18 protein-coding genes are annotated in these 18,578 nt (G+C 37.1%); 11 read left to right on the top strand and 7 right to left on the bottom strand.

What is annotated here, in order from left to right:
* Positions 1-21 precede the first annotated feature (21 nt).
* Both FM071_RS05080 and FM071_RS05075 read left to right on the top strand, forming a co-directional pair.
* Positions 22-1,152 carry a TRAP transporter substrate-binding protein gene (locus FM071_RS05080; protein ID WP_193111930.1) on the top strand — a complete coding sequence of 377 codons (1,131 nt, stop codon included), beginning with the start codon at positions 22-24 and terminating at the stop codon, positions 1,150-1,152.
* A 61-nt stretch (positions 1,153-1,213) separates the two neighbouring features.
* Positions 1,214-2,455, top strand: coding sequence for a putative glycoside hydrolase (locus FM071_RS05075; RefSeq protein ID WP_193111929.1), 1,242 nt, complete (start codon positions 1,214-1,216; stop codon positions 2,453-2,455).
* Here the strand turns inward: FM071_RS05075 and FM071_RS05070 are convergent.
* Complete coding sequence (locus FM071_RS05070) at positions 2,429-3,094, bottom strand: M48 family metallopeptidase (protein WP_226960592.1); 666 nt, start codon at positions 3,092-3,094, stop codon at positions 2,429-2,431. The two genes, FM071_RS05075 and FM071_RS05070, sit on opposite strands and share 27 nt — an antisense overlap.
* A complete protein-coding gene (queC, locus tag FM071_RS05065) occupies positions 3,081-3,755 on the bottom strand; it encodes a 7-cyano-7-deazaguanine synthase QueC (RefSeq protein WP_193111928.1) in 675 nt (224 codons plus the stop codon). Before queC ends, FM071_RS05070 begins: the two co-directional genes overlap by 14 nt.
* A gap of 96 nt (positions 3,756-3,851) precedes the next feature.
* Here queC and FM071_RS05060 point away from each other — a divergent pair, with 96 nt between their 5' ends.
* The 3 genes from FM071_RS05060 to FM071_RS05050 are packed head-to-tail and all read left to right on the top strand — an operon-like array spanning position 3,852 to position 5,431.
* Positions 3,852-4,040: a putative motility protein gene (locus FM071_RS05060; protein WP_193111927.1), complete on the top strand. Its 189-nt coding sequence runs from the start codon at positions 3,852-3,854 to the stop codon at positions 4,038-4,040.
* A gap of 42 nt (positions 4,041-4,082) precedes the next feature.
* A complete protein-coding gene (gene ybeY, locus FM071_RS05055) occupies positions 4,083-4,502 on the top strand; it encodes an rRNA maturation RNase YbeY (RefSeq protein WP_193111926.1) in 420 nt (139 codons plus the stop codon).
* A 2-nt stretch (positions 4,503-4,504) separates the two neighbouring features.
* The gene (locus FM071_RS05050; RefSeq protein ID WP_193111925.1) at positions 4,505-5,431 is read left to right on the top strand and encodes a calcium/sodium antiporter; all 927 of its coding nucleotides are present in this window, start codon (positions 4,505-4,507) and stop codon (positions 5,429-5,431) included.
* 12 nt (positions 5,432-5,443) lie between these two features.
* Here the strand turns inward: FM071_RS05050 and FM071_RS05045 are convergent, their stop codons facing one another.
* A complete protein-coding gene (locus FM071_RS05045) occupies positions 5,444-6,508 on the bottom strand; it encodes an LVIVD repeat-containing protein (RefSeq protein ID WP_193111924.1) in 1,065 nt (354 codons plus the stop codon).
* A gap of 204 nt (positions 6,509-6,712) precedes the next feature.
* Here FM071_RS05045 and FM071_RS05040 point away from each other — a divergent pair, with 204 nt between their 5' ends.
* From FM071_RS05040 to FM071_RS05015, 6 genes are read left to right on the top strand one after another with little or no spacing between them, the layout of a single operon-like run.
* The gene (locus FM071_RS05040; RefSeq protein WP_193111923.1) at positions 6,713-7,264 is read left to right on the top strand and encodes a hypothetical protein; all 552 of its coding nucleotides are present in this window, start codon (positions 6,713-6,715) and stop codon (positions 7,262-7,264) included.
* 6 nt (positions 7,265-7,270) lie between these two features.
* Positions 7,271-8,422 carry a toxic anion resistance protein gene (locus FM071_RS05035; protein WP_193111922.1) on the top strand — a complete coding sequence of 384 codons (1,152 nt, stop codon included), beginning with the start codon at positions 7,271-7,273 and terminating at the stop codon, positions 8,420-8,422.
* 47 nt (positions 8,423-8,469) lie between these two features.
* Positions 8,470-10,125 carry a hypothetical protein gene (locus FM071_RS10720; RefSeq protein ID WP_226960591.1) on the top strand — a complete coding sequence of 552 codons (1,656 nt, stop codon included), beginning with the start codon at positions 8,470-8,472 and terminating at the stop codon, positions 10,123-10,125.
* A gap of 20 nt (positions 10,126-10,145) precedes the next feature.
* Entirely contained in the window at positions 10,146-11,069 is a 924-nt protein-coding gene (locus FM071_RS05025) for an AAA family ATPase (protein ID WP_193111921.1), read from the top strand.
* The gene (locus tag FM071_RS05020; protein WP_193111920.1) at positions 11,069-12,265 is read left to right on the top strand and encodes a DUF58 domain-containing protein; all 1,197 of its coding nucleotides are present in this window, start codon (positions 11,069-11,071) and stop codon (positions 12,263-12,265) included. The genes FM071_RS05025 and FM071_RS05020 overlap by 1 nt, the downstream gene beginning before the upstream one ends.
* Positions 12,262-14,835, top strand: coding sequence for a transglutaminase domain-containing protein (locus FM071_RS05015; protein WP_193111919.1), 2,574 nt, complete (start codon positions 12,262-12,264; stop codon positions 14,833-14,835). Before FM071_RS05020 ends, FM071_RS05015 begins: the two co-directional genes overlap by 4 nt.
* Here the strand turns inward: FM071_RS05015 and mrdA are convergent.
* From mrdA to lptA, 4 genes are all read right to left on the bottom strand, one after another.
* A complete protein-coding gene (mrdA, locus tag FM071_RS05010; protein ID WP_193111918.1) occupies positions 14,822-16,609 on the bottom strand; it encodes a penicillin-binding protein 2 in 1,788 nt (595 codons plus the stop codon). The genes FM071_RS05015 and mrdA overlap by 14 nt on opposite strands.
* Positions 16,610-17,024: 415 nt before the next feature.
* Positions 17,025-17,486 (bottom strand): N-acetyltransferase, encoded by a 462-nt coding sequence (locus FM071_RS05005; protein ID WP_193111917.1) that lies wholly within the window; start codon positions 17,484-17,486, stop codon positions 17,025-17,027.
* Complete coding sequence (yihA, locus tag FM071_RS05000; protein ID WP_193111916.1) at positions 17,476-18,102, bottom strand: ribosome biogenesis GTP-binding protein YihA/YsxC; 627 nt, start codon at positions 18,100-18,102, stop codon at positions 17,476-17,478. The genes FM071_RS05005 and yihA overlap by 11 nt, the downstream gene beginning before the upstream one ends.
* Positions 18,103-18,576, bottom strand: a complete 474-nt coding sequence (gene lptA, locus FM071_RS04995) for a lipopolysaccharide transport periplasmic protein LptA (protein ID WP_193111915.1) — start codon at positions 18,574-18,576, stop codon at positions 18,103-18,105.
* Positions 18,577-18,578: the final 2 nt, after the last annotated feature.

Here is an 18,578-nt window from a genome sequence, read left to right as displayed (position 1 = left end):
TTCAGATAAAAGGTTACCAATATGAATCGTAGAGACTTTTTAACAACGGCAACAACAGCTTCGGCAGCTTTGGCACTTGGCGGATGTAATGAAAACAACCGTCAGGCCATCGACTACTCCAAACATCCTAAAAAGAGTGATGAGACAAAACGCGTCAATATCAACAGAAACAAAAAAACAACAATCAAGTTGGCTACAAGTTGGCCGGCACACTTTCCTATTATGGGAACCGGTGTTGAAAAATTCGCACAACGCCTAAAAGAGATCAGCAGCGAGTCGTTAGAGATCAAGATCTATGCAAAAAATGTACTTGTTCCTGCATTAGCTGTTTTTGATGCGGCAAGCAGCGGACAGATCGATGCTTTTCACTCAGGTCCTTACTATTGGAAAGGTAAGAACTCTGCTTTTTCTCTTTTTAGCGGTATTCCTTTTGGTTTTACCGCCGAAGAGGTAAACTCCTGGATGCTCTTTGGTGGCGGACTTGAGCTTTGGCGTGAGCAGTATACCAAGTATAACCTCTACCCTCTTTTAGGCGGTAACACAAACATACAAATGGGCGGATGGTTCCGCAAACCTATTAACTCACTGGCTGATATGCAGGGATTAAAGATGCGTATCCCAGGGCTTGGAGGCGAAGTTTTTGCAAAAATGGGTGTTAATCCTATTCTGCTGCCGGCCGGTGAGATATACACTTCTCTTGAACGCGGTGTAATCGATGCTACCGAATGGGTTGGACCTGCACTTGATATTAAAATGGGATTTTACAAAGTCGCACCTTATTATTACTCTGGATGGCATGAGCCCGGTTCTGTTTTAGAACTCACCTTCAATAAGCACTCGTGGGAAAAATTGCCGCGTGAGCATCAGTCGATGATCGAAGTAGCCTCAAGTGAAATGAACTCAAATATGACGTATGAGTTTCATGCACAAAATATTCAAGCACTGCAAAAATTAAAATCACTGGATGTCAAACTCGCACAGTTCCCTGCTGATGTAACAGAAGCAGGAAAAAAAGGATTACGTGAAGTCATTGATGAATTTAGCGCTGCAAACAAAGACTTTGAAACAGTATATAGTTCAATTGCCAACTATCTGCAGCTATCTAAAGAGTGGAGCGATGCAAGCCTGGGATATTTTTTAAATATTCGCTAGCTTTGCAGGCATTTATTAATCAAAGTAGAGTATGATTCGCATAATATTTATGGTGGATCAGATGAAAACAGTTTTCTTATTTTTATTGCTCATGCAATCACTTCTTTTTGCCTCTTTTTCAGGAACTCTCATTGATGTAAACAGTTCACTTCCTGTAAAAAATGCAATTATCAGTGATGCAACACATGATGTTAGAAGTGATGCAAACGGCTCTTTTTCTATCAATTCAGATGAAACACTCCTGCATGTCAAAGCTTATGGCTACAGACCCTACTCTTTTCATACAGACACCAATGAAACGACAATCTATCTTCAACCCATAAAAGTAAAAGCACTGTATCTTACTTTTTGGGGTGCTAGCAACAATTCAAAAACATTTCGCAATATCCTTGAACTCATCGACCAAACCGAGGCAAATGCCGTGGTAGTCGATGTAAAAAACGAATATGGTTCAACGCAGTTTTTAACAGGATTCAAGCAGGCGAACTCATACGGCGCACATAAGAATCGAACCAACAGAAATATTCAAAAATTTATAGCAACACTCAAAGCAAGGAACATATATACCATTGCCAGAATAGTGACTTTTAAAGATGAACTTCAAGCTGCTAATAATCCTGACTATGCTATAAAAAAAGATGATGAAAATCAAACTATATGGCGTAATCACGACAATATGGCCTGGGTCGATCCATTTGACAAACGCTCTCATGATTATGCGATCAGTATTGCAGAAGAAGCTGCCAAAGTAGGTTATGACGAGATCAATTTCGATTATATTCGCTTTCCCGCAAAAACAGGCCTGCTCTACTCTAAAGAAAATACACAAAAAAACCGTATTTTAGCCATAGAGAGTTTTTTGGATGAAGCAAGAGTAAGACTGCGAAAATACGGCGTTTTTATCTCTGTTGATACCTACGGAAATATCTGTTGGGCAAAAGATGATAACGGGATAGGACAGACTGTTACCTCCCTTGCGGCTCACGCAGACTATTTGGCACCGATGCTCTATCCTTCAGGGTTTTCCAGTGGTTCGTTCTATTTCGAACACCCTTCCGAATATCCTTATGAAGTGGTTTTTAGAAGTGTCAAAACAATTCAGGACAGAATTCCCAGCCAGCGTGTAAGGCCGTGGCTGCAATATTTTAGAGATTATACACGAAGAAAAAAAGAGTATGACAGAGAAGAGATTCAGGCACAGATAAAAGCTACTGAAGATGCAGGAACAGATGGCTGGATGATGTGGTCACCTTCTAGCAAATACTCTCTAAAATGTCTAGGAGACGATACTTACTGCTTTTAAGCGTTTTCGAATTTCTTTTGAGTTGGGAAGATACGCTTCAACCAGATCATGAAATGCCTTTGAATGGTTCATGTGCACCAAGTGTGCAAGTTCATGAATCACGACATAAAGTATCAACTCTTTTTCAAGTTTCATAAGTTTGGTGTTGAATGTAACAATACCTTTGGAACTGCAACTGCCCCACCTGCTTTTCATTTTTCGAAATTTGAGTCCACTAAACTGCAGATTCATTCTCTTTGCCTGCCTATTTGCCTCCTGCGTGAGATATAGCATTGCTGCTTCTTTGTAAAAAGTGTCATATGCCTTTAAAACCTTTTCTTTGGTTGCAGTGCGCAGTCTATGCAGCTTCTCACGCAGTTTTGTCGCTTCAGCACTGTCAATGCTGTATATCTCACCAAAAAGAAGCACTTCATCTTCCAAATTTATTGTAATTTTTGAACGAAGAGCATTTTTTTCTATCTGCTTCTCTATCCAACTGCTTTTATCATTTAAAAGAGCCGATACAAAACGTTTGGATTTATGAGGGGTTTTTACCGTAATAACTCCGCTATGGCTGATGTGTATATAGCTGTTTTTTAAGCGGGGATTACATATAACCTCTACTTCATATTCTCTAAAATTGATTTTAGAGGTATGCAATAGGGTCCTTTACTCCTGCTTTTTCAAAACCAGCCAATCGCAATCGACAGCTGTCACAAACACCACATGCTTTATCTTCATTTTTATAACAACTCCATGTAAATTCCAAAGGAACATGCAGTTTTAGAGCTTCTCTCACGATCTCAGATTTTTTCAGGTGAACCAGAGGCATTTTTATCTCTATATTGGTTTCATCTTTTGTTCCAAGGTTAATGGCTCTTTGCATAGCCGTTATATAATCTTCACGGCAATCCGGATAGCCACTGCTGTCTTCTTCAACGACACCGATGGCAATCACTTCAGCACTCTCTTTTTCAGCAATAGCTGCTGCCATGGAGAGAAAAATACCATTTCTAAAAGGTACATAGGTCACAGGAACACCCTCTTCAAGACCATCTGTAGGAACGTCAATATTTTTATCTGTCAATGCAGAGGCACCAAGTTGTTTAAAAAAATCAATATCAAGAACATATTTCTCTTGAACCTGCAGAACCGATGCTATTGATTCAAAGCATTGCAGCTCTTTTTGCTGCGTTCTTTGGTCATAATTAAAATGAACTGCAATGATCTCATAGCCCTGTTCTTGCATCATATAGGCTGCCAAAGTGGAATCCATACCACCACTCATAATGCAGACTGCTTTTCTATTTCTGTTTTTCATAATGTGATTTTAACATAAGTAAAATATTTTTTTAATCTTTTTTAAATATAAATAACAATAAAATGAGTAAAGATAATTTATAAAAAAGGATTTGCAATGGAAATTTCATCTAATAGCAGTTCATCCGCCGGTACGTCACAATCAGCATCTATAGAAGTAATGAAAAAATCCATGGATGTTCAAAAAAAACAAATGGAACAGATTTTAGAAAGTGCACAGCAACAATCACAGCAGGTAACTGCACAAAAAACAGGAATTGGCGGCAATATTAACCTTACTGCCTAATTTTCCTACTTTTAACACCTCTCTTTCGCTATAATTTCACTTATGATTGATATAGATAACCAAACAACATACACAATTAATGAAGATTTTTTAAAACAGATCGTTTCTGATTTGACAGATAAAGAGATAGAATTAATTGTCACTACCAATGAGAAGATTCAAGAGATCAACAAAGAGTACAGAAATATAGATAAACCAACTGACGTTCTTAGTTTTCCATATGAAGATATGCCTATGGCACCGCTTGGAAGCATTATTATTTCAGTGGATCATGTTCAAAACAAAGCAAAAGAGTTTGGACATGAAGAAGATGACGAATTTTCCTTGCTGTTTATCCACGGACTACTGCATCTGCTTGGTTATGACCATGAATGTGACGATGGAGAGATGCGTTCAAAGGAAGAAGAACTCATTAGTAAATTCAAACTTCCAAAAAGTTTAATAGTAAGAACTGAGGGCTGATTATGGATTATATTGTATTTTTAGCAGCTATGGCTGCACTCATTTACGGCGCAGGTTTCATCATAAAAGAGAGTGAAAGAATTGCACTCCATTTTAACATCTCACACTTTGTCATCGGTGCGACACTCATCGCTTTTGGAACTTCCCTTCCTGAAATGGCAGCCTCTATGATGGCATCATACCATGGTAAAAGCGATATGGCCGTTGCCAATGTCGTCGGTAGTGTTATATTTAACATCTCTCTTGTTCTTGGTGTTGTCTTCATGATAGCAAAATCGATGAACCCACAAAGAAACCTTTTTGCAAAAGACAGCGCCTGGGTCATTGTTCCTGTTGTCATCTTCTACATCATGATCCAAGACGGAGAAATCAGCCGATTTGACGGTGTCTTATTTCTTCTCATGATGGTGTCGTACCTTCTGTTTCTCTTTAGTAGTTCAAAAGATGACTTAGAAGGTGAAATAGATGAAGATCTCGAACAAGAAAAATTTAACTGGCCAAAAAGTATCCTGCTGCTTAGTATAGGTTTTCTTTTCACTATCGGCGGTGCAAACTATGTTGTTGAGAGTGGAACGAACATTGCCCATTCACTCGGTGTCAGCGAGTGGATCATCGGACTTTTTCTCATCTCTTTGGGTACATCGCTTCCGGAACTTGTAGTCTCGCTTGTCGCTGTGAAAAAAGGAAATGCAGAGATGAGCATCGGCAATATTATCGGCTCTAATGTCGCCAACTTCTCTATGGTTCTTGGCGGTTCAGCACTTATAAACCCGCTTACTATTGACCTGCAGGCAACAAATTATGATATTATGATCTTAGCATCAGCATCCATTGCCCTGCTCTTTATTTTAGCAAATAAAATCTATAACAAAGCCGGCGGAATCTTTTTATTGACTATTTTGGCGCTTTTTATCACACACTCAATCTGATAAAGTCATTGACTATTTCAGCTTGACAACTCTTACACCTTCAATACCTGAAGCTGTAAAAAGCTTCTTTTCATCCACAGACAAAGCAATATCCCATAATTTTTCCTGAGCAGATAGTTTAGTTCTTATCTTTTGTAACAATTCCCCGCTGTCGGGGTTTTGAATATCTGCTATCTCAATATCTCCATTGGTATCAGCCACATAAATGATCTTTGCATTTCTTGATACTATTGTTTTATCTGCAGCGGCAGACGTTTTAAATATTCCAAGAGGTTTTGGATATAGTTTGTTGGCAATATCTAATATTTCTACGCCGCTATTTCCGATTGAAACAAATGCTTTTGTTTTGTCTTTTGAAAGTGTCATTTTCTTTGCATCACCGGCTGTTGTATAACTACCGATCAGCTTTGCCGGTTGAGATCCATCTGTGTATAGAATATCTATGCCGCTTTCGCACAAAAGATAAAGCGTATTTTTGTTGACCTCAATGAGATTGATATATCTTTTTTCTATACTGTGATAAGCAATTACGTTGATAGCATCAGGATCTTGAATATCTGCAACTGCAATCCCTTTTTTATCAGCTATGTAAATAGTTTTTAAATCTTCTGAGAGACAAAAGGCATATATAGGATTTTCTGATTTATAGGTATCTAGGAGTTTGGGTTCTACAGGATTTGTTATATCAATACTATATATGCCTGCCTGTGCATCTTTGACAAAAAGCATATTTCTCTCTTCTGCAAGTTCTACGCTTCTGGCTTTGTCATAGGAGTTACTGAAGTATTTAAACTGCCCTATCAGCTTTGGCTTCATTGAGTTCTCAACATCGAGTATATAAATGCCTCTGCTTCCTGCTGCTGTATATGCGGTTTTTGAGTTTTTTGAAAGCTTTATATCTTGTACAGACCCCCGTAAATGAAGTGCGAAACTATTTTTTACAGACAAGCCGGGAGCTTTCTCATTTAGGGTGCTGCTCTTTTTACCCAAATAGATAACGGTGATTGGTGTTATAATAAGAATCAGTAAAAATAAGATAAAAACTCTTTTTTTAAATGCCTCTTGATAATCAATCATATTTTATCCCTGCTTCATAACTAAAAGGATAGTATCAAAATATTTATAACATTAACTTAAAACTTCTTATGTTAGAATAAACGAATTTTCATATTGGATGTTTATACTTTGGACCTGATTTTATATTTTTTTAGACGGCAGCGGCTTTTGCTGTATGCTTTTTTAGCATCATTTACCGTAGTATACAGTTATGCTTTATCCATTATGTTTCTAAATTTATCATCTTTTGATATCAGTATATTTAATGTGTTGTCACTCTTTAGCATTCTATGTTTTGTTCTATGCTATATCCTTTTTAAAAAACATAAACAAAACTATGCCTATGCAAGAGAAGAGGAGAAATACAAACTGTTGCGGCATAATGCAACATTGCAATACGGACTTGACATCAAAGACAATATTTTTTCAAAAATTGATCTTATCACTGCTTTTATGAAAGAAAAATTTTCTAGTAAAAGTTTACTGACTGTAAGGGTTGTCAATATTGCCAATACATCCCTCTCTTTGTATCTTGAAAATTTAAAAATAAAAGATAGACTGACAAAAGCCTTCTCTCTAAGCTCAGACGAAACAAAGAGAGAGCTCTACAAAAGTGAAATTCAAAAGAACATAGAACAAAATGTTGCTATAGAAGCGAGCTTGGAAAACCTGATAGAAGAACTTATGAGTAAAAACAACAATGATAAAAAGATAGATATGCTTCTCAATGAGTTTGAGCACTCAACCCAAATAGTAAGTAAAATCAAAAAAAGGTAAAAACATATGACGGACATTAAAAAATCCATTGGACAAAATGAAATAACGAATACAGAAGAGGTGACTGTTTTTGAAGATAAACTCTCTTCTGACGAGCTTGCAAGCATTAAAGAAAAAGCAAAAGAGTTCTTGGGATTTTTTGAAGGAAAAGACAAAAGTGAGATTAGAGGTATTCTTGAGAGCGTAACACTTGAAGATGTTGAGTCACTTGAGAACTCATCAGAGCTTCTTGGAAGTAAAATATCAGATATGCAGTCAATAGATGATACGCAGTCTAATGATATTGCGAAAACACTTGTGACGCTCAGTAATGAGATATCCGACATCAATCCAAACAAACACAACCTCTCTGCAAAAAGCTTTTTTTCAATGCTGCCGTTCATAGGCACACCAATAAACAGATATCTCACAAAATTCAAATCGGCTTCAGAGCTTATAGATGAGATTTTAAACTCTCTTGATGAGGGAGAGAAGCTCCTTCGTGACGACAACGTTGTTCTACAGCACGATAAAGAACGCTATAAAAAAGCAGCTATCAACCTGCAGAGAAAAGCTCTTGTCATGCAGCACGTTATCAATGCAATTGAAGAAAACATAGAAAATCTTGATGAAAAAGAAAAAGAGTTTTATGTAAACAATCTTATGTTAAATCTTCAAAAAAAGATACGAAGCATCTACGAAATTCTTATAGTGACACAGGAGAGTTTTCTTTCAAACGATTTTATTATTAATACGAACTGGGAGCTTATAGATAACATCTCCAACGTCAAAGTCGTAACAAAAAGAGCGCTTGAGATAGGTGTCAGTATGCTGGTAGCCCTTGAGAACCAAAAGAATGTCATCGAAGCGGTCGAAAAAACAAAAGAAGCTACCAATGAGCTTATCGTAGGCAATGCAAAACGTATGAACGAACAAGGAACGGAAATCTACAAAAAAGCAGGAGAAGCAACGCTCAATGTCGCTTCACTTAAAGAAGCATTTGCACATATTGATGAAGCTATGACAAAAATAAATACATTAAAGTCAGAAGCATTAAAGCAGGCAAAAGAAGAAGTCTCCGTCATGCGAGATATCAGCCAAAAACTGGAAAATAAGATACAAGAAGTCGAGGCGATAGAGAACATAACAGCTTCCAAAGTACCAAACTTAGAAATATAACCCTATAAGCGTGTTCTCACGTATCTTAAATCTTTGGATAAATAGTAATGTTTATAAATGAAAATGTATCACAAAGCGACGCAAGCAAGTTTCAATTAGATGAACTCTGGAATCAATATAACCATACAAACGGTGCGTATGAACATCACTGGACCATAGATAAGAGTACAGGGAATTGGCTGCTTCCGGTAAAAGAACTGAGCGACTCTGAAGTTATCTGGATCTTTCACTATAGAGACACAAATATAGAGATTAAGCTCTACAAATCAGATGATGGTTGGGATCTGCTCTCCATAGAAGATAATCCATACAATAACCAAGTAGTGATAAGTACACTCAGAGATGCACTGAAAGTTTTAGCCGACACAAGCATAAAATCTCCCAAAGAAAGAGCAGTAAAGCAGCCTAAAAAGAAGAGTGTTGAAAAAGCAACAGAGTCTGAACGAACTTCCAAAAGAAAAGTACCCTATTTCAACATCCTGACGTCTGCTGCCGGTCTTGTTATTTTATTTTACATCGCTAATGATAAAAAAATCAGCTCCATTATAAAAAATGATAACAACAGAACTTCTCAAAAAACAGCTACTGTACAATCAAAATACAACCTTTGTCTTGTTGAGTATAACGGGATTTACCTATCCAATACGAAAGACATTAGCAATCAAACAAAAGTAGTTGATATTTTTAATAAACAAACAATGGCCTGTAATGTAGATAAATACGGAGCGCTTTACTGGGTAAACAGAGTAAATGATCCTGGCTTATTTAAAGCGAATCTGGACGGAACAAACAGTAGAAGAATAATGGCATTACCAATTTTAGCAGCCGGTCTTGCGATTGACAACAAAAGAGAGAAAATCTACTCTGCACAGTGGAATACCCAAAGAAAACATCACGATATTGTCTCTTCTGATTTCAACGGGAATAACAAGACCATACTTTTTTCAAACAGAGCCCTCTTGCGTTCTGTTGAAGGCTTGTTTTATAATGATGCTGACGATAAACTCTATATCAGCGACGGAACAAATCATCAGATTGTTACGCTTAATTTAAATACAAAAGAGCTACAAAAAGTAGTCTCTTCAAATCGCCCTGCAGGCATTGTTGTGGATAACGTCAACCATAGAGTCATCTGGGCAGACAATGATGTTTACAGCGCAAACCTAGACGGTTCCGATAAAAAAATCATCATACCGGCTAACGGAGAGAAGAAAATACTGGCTACAGTTTCCATAGACACAACAAACAATCATCTTCTCTTTGGGTATCTTCGTCTGCAAACAGATGCCAACAATGCCCAGCATAATCAATTTATTTTAGAAATAACAGATCTAGATGGAAGAGAAATAGAAAAAACAAATCAAAACTCTCTTGACTCCTTTTCATTTTTCAACAACCAATTCATAGTTTCCAAAAAAAATGAAATGAAGCAAAAAAAGATAATCGCTAAAAGCAATAATCTCACCATTATTCCAAAATTAAAAAGCTGTCTTGCCTGTCATGGGCAAAACTGGTCCCGCGCTGCTTTAGGTAAATCAAAAATTGTTAGAAATATGTCGCAGAAAGATATCTATCAAGCCCTAAAAGGCTACAAAAACGGCACTTACGGAGGTCCTATGAAAGGCGTTATGAAGGGACAGGTGGTACGCTACTCTGATACAGAACTCGAACAAATATCTCAAGCTATTACTGCTTGGCAGTAAAATATAAAAGGAAAAAATAGATGTCACATAATTTAAATAAACTCATTAAAAATATACAAAGCGTCATAGTCGGCAAAGAGGAACCTATCAAATTGCTTATTGTTTCTCTTTTGGCAAAAGGACACATCCTCATAGAAGATACTCCGGGATTGGGAAAAACCATCCTTGCAAGAGCACTTTCAAAATCCATAAGTACACGATTGAAACGCGTCCAGTGTACTCCCGACCTTTTGCCATCGGACATTACGGGTGTCTCTATCTATAATGAACAGGAAAGAAGTTTCGAATTTAAAGCCGGGCCAATTTTTACAAATATCCTTTTAGTTGATGAGATAAACCGTACTACACCGCGAACACAATCAAGTATGCTTGAAGCGATGGAGGAGGAGCAAGTTACTGTAGATGGAAAAACATATAAACTCCCCTCTCCTTTTATGGTAATAGCTACACAAAACCCGATAGAGTTCCATGGTACCTACCCGCTTCCAGAAGCACAGCTTGACCGCTTTTTTATGAAAATCGGCATGGGTTATCCAACGGTAGAAGATGAGATAGAAATCATGCAGATGCAGGAAAAAGAACATCCAATAGAGAACCTGAAGCCCGTTATATCGTCACAGGAACTTTTGGAGCTGCAAAAACAAGTCCTCAATATTAAAATAGATAAAATCGTCTTAAAGTACATCGCATTAATTATGCAGGCACTTCGCAAACACAACTCTCTGGCTTACGGAGCAAGTCCGAGAGGTTCACTTGCTTTAATGCACGCTTCAAAAGCTTTTGCTCTTGTAGAAAAAAAAGATTTTGTCGACCCCGATATCATCAAAAGGATTGCCGTACCTGTTTTATCTCATCGCATTGTTATTAAACCACAATACAGCGCAAGTTTGACAAATGAAGACATCATCGCTGATGTACTGGCAAAGATAGAAGTTCCCAAGTAATGCTGCAATTCTTTGCAAAAAATAAAATCGTCATACTACTATTTACAACCTTTGTCATCATCTATCTGATTGCCGTGAACAGAGGTATTGAGCTTCTCTATGTTATAGCTGAACTCTCCTTATCTATGCTCATTTTATCTTTGATAGCACCCTATTTTAATCTACTGGGGATTCATGCGTCTTTGAAGCATCCAAAATATGCTCAGCAGAGAAAATCCATGCCTATAAGTATAGAACTCTCCTCAGCTAATTTTTTTAACAAGTTCTTTCTTGAACTTTGGCTGCCAACACCATTTTCTTCCAATGAAAAGCATATGTTTTTTGTAAAAGTACTCAATAGCAAACTGACAATAAAGAGCGAGTTGTCACTAGAGCTGCGCGGTGTGCATTCAATAGGTCCTCTAATCATACAAACAGGATTTCCTATGGGGCTTCAAACTTTCAGCAAAACCTTCGAAGAGACAAAAGGCGAGATTGTTGTCTATCCAAAACCACTGGAAGTAATTCACTTTCCTTTTATAAGCGATGAGTATGCTATGCTTTATGGAGAGAACAAAAGCAAGAAAAAAGGAGGAGAAGGAGAGTTTGTATCTATCAGAGAATATAAACGTGGCGATTCTCCACGCCATATTCACTGGCCTAGCAGTGCAAAAAAAGGTGAACTCATCGTAAGAGAGTATCAGGATTTTTTATCATCGAGCTTAATTATAATGCTTGATTTAGATAAAGAGTTCAATAGAGGTTCTTTTACTGAGACAACACTCGAATATGCCATAAGCATTGCCGCATCGCTCGCTGTTTATGGTCTTGACAATGGCTACAGCGTGAGTATCTTCGGTAAAGATGAAGAGGAAATAAAGCTCATTGACATCAAAGGGTCACACAATCAGATGGAAATACTCAAGGCCTTAGCCCATGTCAAAGGCAATGGAGATGTACGCTATCTTGATGCAGTAAAATACTTTCATGGTCTTAAAAAAGGCGGTACACTTATTTTATTTGACAATGGAAGCGGTAAAGTGGAACAAAACATAGATCTTTTGAGTGCAAGGTCCTCAAAACCTGTTTTGTTTGATATTCAGGCAGAGAGTTTTATAAATAATAAAACCGATGAAAATTTCACTTTGAACAATCACCCGAAATATAATAAATACACACTCAAAAAAGGATGTGACATCCAAAGGATGTTTCTTTGAAAACACCGACACTCTACATCGCCCTTTTCTTTTGTGAAGCCATCCCGGCCTTTATGGTCTCTAATGACATATATGCCGGAAACAGCATTATTACAGCTGCTATTCTTTTTCTTTTGGCAGCTTCGCTGCTGCTTTCATGGTTTTTTGCCGAAAAACATGCTAAGACCATAAAAAATATCGGTTATATTGGTATGCTCATAGGTATAGCCTTTTCTGTTCGTTACTTTATGAACTATAACTCAGATATCGGTATATTGATTGTTTCGCTTTCGGTCATAACAGGGGTAAATATCTCCTTGCGTGAGAGAAGGATGTTGGCATATCTTCTAATCTTTTCATTCTTACTTTTTTTGTATGCAAGTTCCATCATCTCCAACAAATATTCAGTTGTGAGTATCATACTCTTTACTTTTTCCTTTCTCACCGTAGTTGTAGCTGAGTATTACACTGCAAGATTGCAACTCCACACTGCATATAATTATAAAACAAACACACATTTTTTCGGAACGACTTTTACACTTCTTATAGTGGTCTCTATTTTAACTGCCCTTTTATACTATCTATTGCCGCAGCCAAAAGCTATACACTATGGTATTTTGCCTTTTGGCGGTAAAAAAGAGTATAAGGGAGTAAGCGGAGAGAGCAATACAAAGAACAAAGATCATAAAGAAAGGGTCACAGACCTGCCTAGCTACACAAAAGATGGCAGTACAACAGCGCACTCTTCGCTCACCTTGCCTTTTCATAGCAATATGAAACACTCAACTGCTTCACTCAAAACAGATCAAGAACATAACATTATTTTCGAAAGAAAATTAAAAGAGAAGAACAAACGGGCTTATTATTCCAGCATACGTGATGGCTCAAGCAAAAGTTCAAACAGAATACTCTTTAAGGTAAAAGGCAAAGAGGCACGATTTTTACGCGGTGAAACCTATGCATCATTTAACGGAAAAAGCTGGAAAAAAGTTTTGACAAAAATGTATACCATTCAACGAAACAGTAGAGACTATTATGATTATTGGAATGGCAAAAAATGGCAAAAGCGAACACGGCCTTTTAAGCCCAATGAATTTTATTACAACGAATATTTTACAAAACAGAGTGACAACTACACCATTACTGTCAAAGGAAAGCTCTCCGGAAAACCCATTATATACACTCCTGAAGGTCTGCTGAGACTACAGTTTCCATCGGACACCTTTTATGAAGATGCCGCAAGAACCATTTATGCTCCGTCACAACTTGAAACCGGCACTTATTATACGGCATGCGTAGAAAGAGATAAATATTATAGACACGATGTTATCAGCTATGCTGATGTCTGGTACAAAAAGGCATACTCCAGACCGGGATATCATTCTGATCCAAAGATCTACAAATTGGCCAGATATATTACAAAAAGAGGGGATAATTCATTTGAAAAAGCGCAAAGTATAATCAACTATTTTAAAATGAACTACTTTTACCAACACGCTTCCATAAACAGCCCGATACAAAATCAGACACTCTCAGAAATGCTTTTTAAGACAAAAACAGGAAACGCTTTGCAGTTTAATTCAGCCCTTGTCATTATGCTTCGTTCCACAGGTGAATACGCCAGACTTGTCACAGGTTATGCTCCTGGAGAGTACAATCTAGCCACACACTCCTATCTGATTGAAAGTAAAAACAAAGCAGTATGGACTGAAGTCTTTGTCAAAGGGATAGGCTGGGTCAGTTTTCACGCAGCGGACGATATCCCTTTTAAAGGAGAAAAAACAGACAAAAAGATAGAAGAGAGACTGCTTACCAAAACACAATTGATACCACTTGTTGTAATCTTTTTCTCTTTTTTAGTTGTATTTTTGTATTATGCCAGAAAATATTTCTGGACATATACAGCAAAAAACCGTATAGAAAAACATGCTCAAAAAAACAATGTAGACTTTGTTATCGCCGCTTATAAAGAAGTAGAAAAATATTATAGCCATTTTCATAAAGGGCAAAAAGCAAACTTTACGCTACAGGAATATGCACGTTACATTCAAACATTAATGCCTGAGAACAGCTATCTAATAGAGTATATAAGTTTTTATTCGAATCAGGCTATTTACAATGGAGAGGTAGATATTGACTTTGATAAGAGCCGATATCTTGAAGCTGCTCTATTTCTTGTAAATATGCCTTTTGATTTGGAACCTTTTGATATTTTCATAGCTAGAAAATTTTTTAAATATAAAAATATCGATCAAGATAATGTTATCCGAAGGTATTTCCTTACAAACAGCACCATAGACAGAGGTACATTTTTTCGTCGCAGCTTAATGATAAATACCCTGGGGGTTCTCTCATTTCTTATTGGTATAGTCATGATCTTGTTCAAAATCAATCCATTTGAACCGATCAGCTATGCAATGGCACTTATTATCATACTTTTATGCACCTATTCTATGGTGGTTCTCAGCATTAAAAGACTTAAAGATATGGGGAAATCAGGATGGTGGAGTATTTTGCTATTTATTCCCTACATTAGCTTTGTTTTTTACATTGTACTTCTGTTTTCCAAAGGGAAAATCAACGCTTCTTAATATACCCAAGCTCCAACAGCTTATTGTATATATCTGAGACAATCTTACCGGCGGCATGTCCACCATGCCCGCCATGCTCTACCATAACAGTCACAATATACTGTGGTTTCTTTGAAGGTCCATAGGTTGTAAACCATGCATGAGAACGGTTATAGTAAGAGAGTTCATGCTCAAGCTTTCTTTTTTCTATATCCTGTTTAATTCCAATCACCTGTGCCGTTCCGGTTTTTCCAGATATTGTCACTTTTGAACTTAAATAATTTGTCGCCGTCCCATGCGGGGAGTTACAGACCTGATACATTGCTTTACGTATAATAGGAAGTTTTCTCTTCTCTTTTTGTGTCAATACATCCTTATATTTCACTTTATAAGGTTCATCGCCAATATATTTCGCAAAATGCGGTGTCACAAGTTTTCCGGTTGCTACTAAAGCTGTCTCACGTGCGATCTGCAATGGAGTTACAAGAAAGTCCCCTTGTCCTATCGACATATTAGCCGTCTCTCCAATGTTCCAGGAACGATTGTATTTTCTAAGCTTCCATAAACGTGACGGCACTACACCGATGAATTCATTGGGCATATCAACGCCCGTCTTTTCACCAAAACCATAACGTTTAAGGCCTTTACTCATAGCCTCATTACCTAGAATAAGACTGCCTTCGTAAAAATAGTCATCGCAACTCTCACGAATAGCTTTTACGATATCCGTATGACGGTGACCTTTTGCTTTCCAACAGCGAAAAGTTCTATTGGCGATTCGTAAATTTGAACGACAGTCCACACTCCATCGTTCATTTAGCTTCGTGGTAATATACAAAAGGCCTAAAAGCGGTTTAATAGACGATCCGGGAGGATAGAGCCCATGCGTCAATTTGTTTGTAAAAGGGTGATCCAGACTTGATGAGAGCTTATTATACATCTTATAGCTCATACCGTTTACAAATATATTCAGATCATAGTTTGGAAAACTTCCTGCAGCAAGAATGGAGCCGTCAACCTTCATAACGACAAAAGCACCGACTCTTCCCAAAAAGAGCGAAGATATATACTTTTGTAATTCTATATCCATGCTGAGTGTCAGCTTTCTATCTTCCTGCGGACTTTTGTAGGATAACTGTTCTATCTCCTGATTATTCGCATTCACTTTTATCTCACGCTCACCCGGATTTCCCTGCAGGTAATCATTGTAATATTTTTCTATACCTGTTTTACCGGTATAACCAATAAGATCCAGTACTTGATTTCTATCAATATCTTTTTGGTTTGCGCGTGCTACATACCCTATCATATGTGCAGCTATATTCTTGTAAGGATAATAGCGTTTTGGTGCAGAAACTATTTTCATATTTTTTCTTAGATTGAGTACCGAGTATACAGGCATCATCTCTTCATAAGGAATAAACTGTACAACATCAATAAAATTGTGATTATAAAAGGAATCTTTCTTTTTATAATTTTTAATGATTTTTTCTTTGTCAAGTGATGGCAGCAGTTTTGTTAAAATCGCAACCTCTTCTTCAAACTCATTTTTATATTTCTTGGTCAGTAGATGTGGTGCAAGCTGTACCTTAAAGCCCAGTTTGTTTATGGCTATAGGTCTGTTTTTTGTATCGACTATCTCTCCGCGAACCGGTGCTATCTTTTCATGCTTTATTGTATTTTGCTGTGAAAGTCTTGAGTAGTAACTGTTGGACTCTACAGCAAGAAAAAAAACACGTACAAGAAGTGCCAGCCAGACTGATGCAAAAAGTAAAATTATAAATTTTATTTTCATAGCAGACTCACTATAAAAAACTCAATTACTATATAATATACTATATAGTAATTGAGTTCGGGAGCTTCTAGCAAAAAGATATTTGAAACAAGTGTTAAAAATGCAAAATATCCCAGATATGTAAAAAGCACATAGGATATTTTTATACAAAAATTACAGGAAAAGTTTTGATTGATCTTAGGCATAATGAACTTATGTTGAATATAAAAGTAGATGATAGAGCTAAAAAGCAGGTATCCGTAATTTGCTTCAAAAACAAGAAGACAAAACGAGATGAATAGTACCGCGATAGAATCCCCTCTGTTGAGTGCACGAGAGAACAATACAAACAAAACCGACAACAGCGGCGGCAGGAACGGATATATACTGCCTATAGAGCTATAAATAATGTAAAGTACAATATAGAAAAAAGGTACTATAGGTTTTTGATCAGAGATACTTCGTTGCATATCGGAAAATGTTTACATTTGATACAATCAGCCCAGATCTTATGTTCCGGGAGTGACTCTTTTGGTATTTCTACAAAGCCCAATCGCTCGAAGAAGGATTGTTTATATGTGAGACTGAGAACTCGTTTGAGTCCCAGTGATGCAGCTTCTTCTAAAACTTTATTTATTAGTTTTTCTCCTATTTTTTTACCACGAAATCCTTCTTTTATGATTAAAGAACGAATCTCTCCAAGATCGGCAGTGTGTACATGCAGTGCACAGAATCCGACAAGTTCGTTATTAATAAGTGCCAAAGTATACGAACGTATATTTGTTGCCACTTCATCATCATTACGCTCTAAAATAACACCGCTTTGCACTTCAGGAAGAACCAACTCCTGCATTCTTGGAATATCGGACAATGTCGCTTTTACAAATTCAATCTTCATCGATTGCGTCTTCACTCTCTTTTAAGATATCATAGATCTCTTTGATGATCTTTTTTGTCCCGCGTTTTTTAGCGCTTGAGACCATAAGAGCATTTGGAAACTCACGTCGCAGGGCACTCTGCTCTTTTTGGTTGAGTTTATCGATCTTTGTAAATATCTGAATGATATACTGATCTTCTCTTGCGTGAGCAAATAAAAACTCGCTTACCTGTGTATCGATCTCAAGATGCGGATGACGGCAATCGATAAGATGAATAAATATCTTTATCTGCTCTCTGTTTGATATATAATCAGTGAGATTCTTCTCCCAGTCATGCTTCTGTGCCTTTGAAACCTTCGCATAACCAAAACCAGGCAAATCTACGAACTTGGCTACAAGTTTTTCAGAAGTCTCTCTGTTCATAAATGTCACATCAAAATAGTTTATCAGCTTTGTCTTTCCCGGTGTAGAAGAGACCTTTGCAAGTCCTTTATGATCCGTCAAAGCATTTAAAAGTGAGCTTTTTCCGACATTTGAACGTGCCATAAAGACAACTTCATTATTTTCGTCCGATTCGGGTGCCGCTTTATAATTTGGAGCCGATGTTATGAATTTTGCATCAACGATATCAACCATCTATTTCTTTTCCTCATCTATATTAAATATCATAATGACCGGCTCTTTTTTCATGCCTTTTGCATATGCCTTGCCATCAGTAGTTTTTAGGACAACTTCATCACCCATAATCTCTTTTTTATCATTGAGTTGCTGCAAGTGTACATTTTCATAAAAATAGTACTCTTTTGTATTTGGTAGATAAATCGCTCTTCCGGAGACGCCTTTGTAAACAGCACCATCTTTACTCGTTATATTAAAAGAGACATTGCCGTCTGCTACGAACTTTGTAGGTTTTTTCTCTTTGTTTACATAGATAGTTACCTTTGAAGCATTCAATTCATCCTGCCCTTTTAAGATGTTTACATCACCACTGAAAACAGATATACCACTGTTTTGATCAGATGTAAAAGAGTTAGATTTCACCTTAAGCTCCTGCGCATCAAGCAGCAGTATGAAACTTGACAGTAAAAGAAGTATTATCGAATTTTTCATTG

The organism is Sulfurimonas paralvinellae (assembly GCF_014905135.1).
In the GTDB taxonomy this organism is placed as follows: domain Bacteria; phylum Campylobacterota; class Campylobacteria; order Campylobacterales; family Sulfurimonadaceae; genus Sulfurimonas; species Sulfurimonas paralvinellae.
This window is presented reverse-complemented; position numbering and strand designations above follow the sequence as displayed.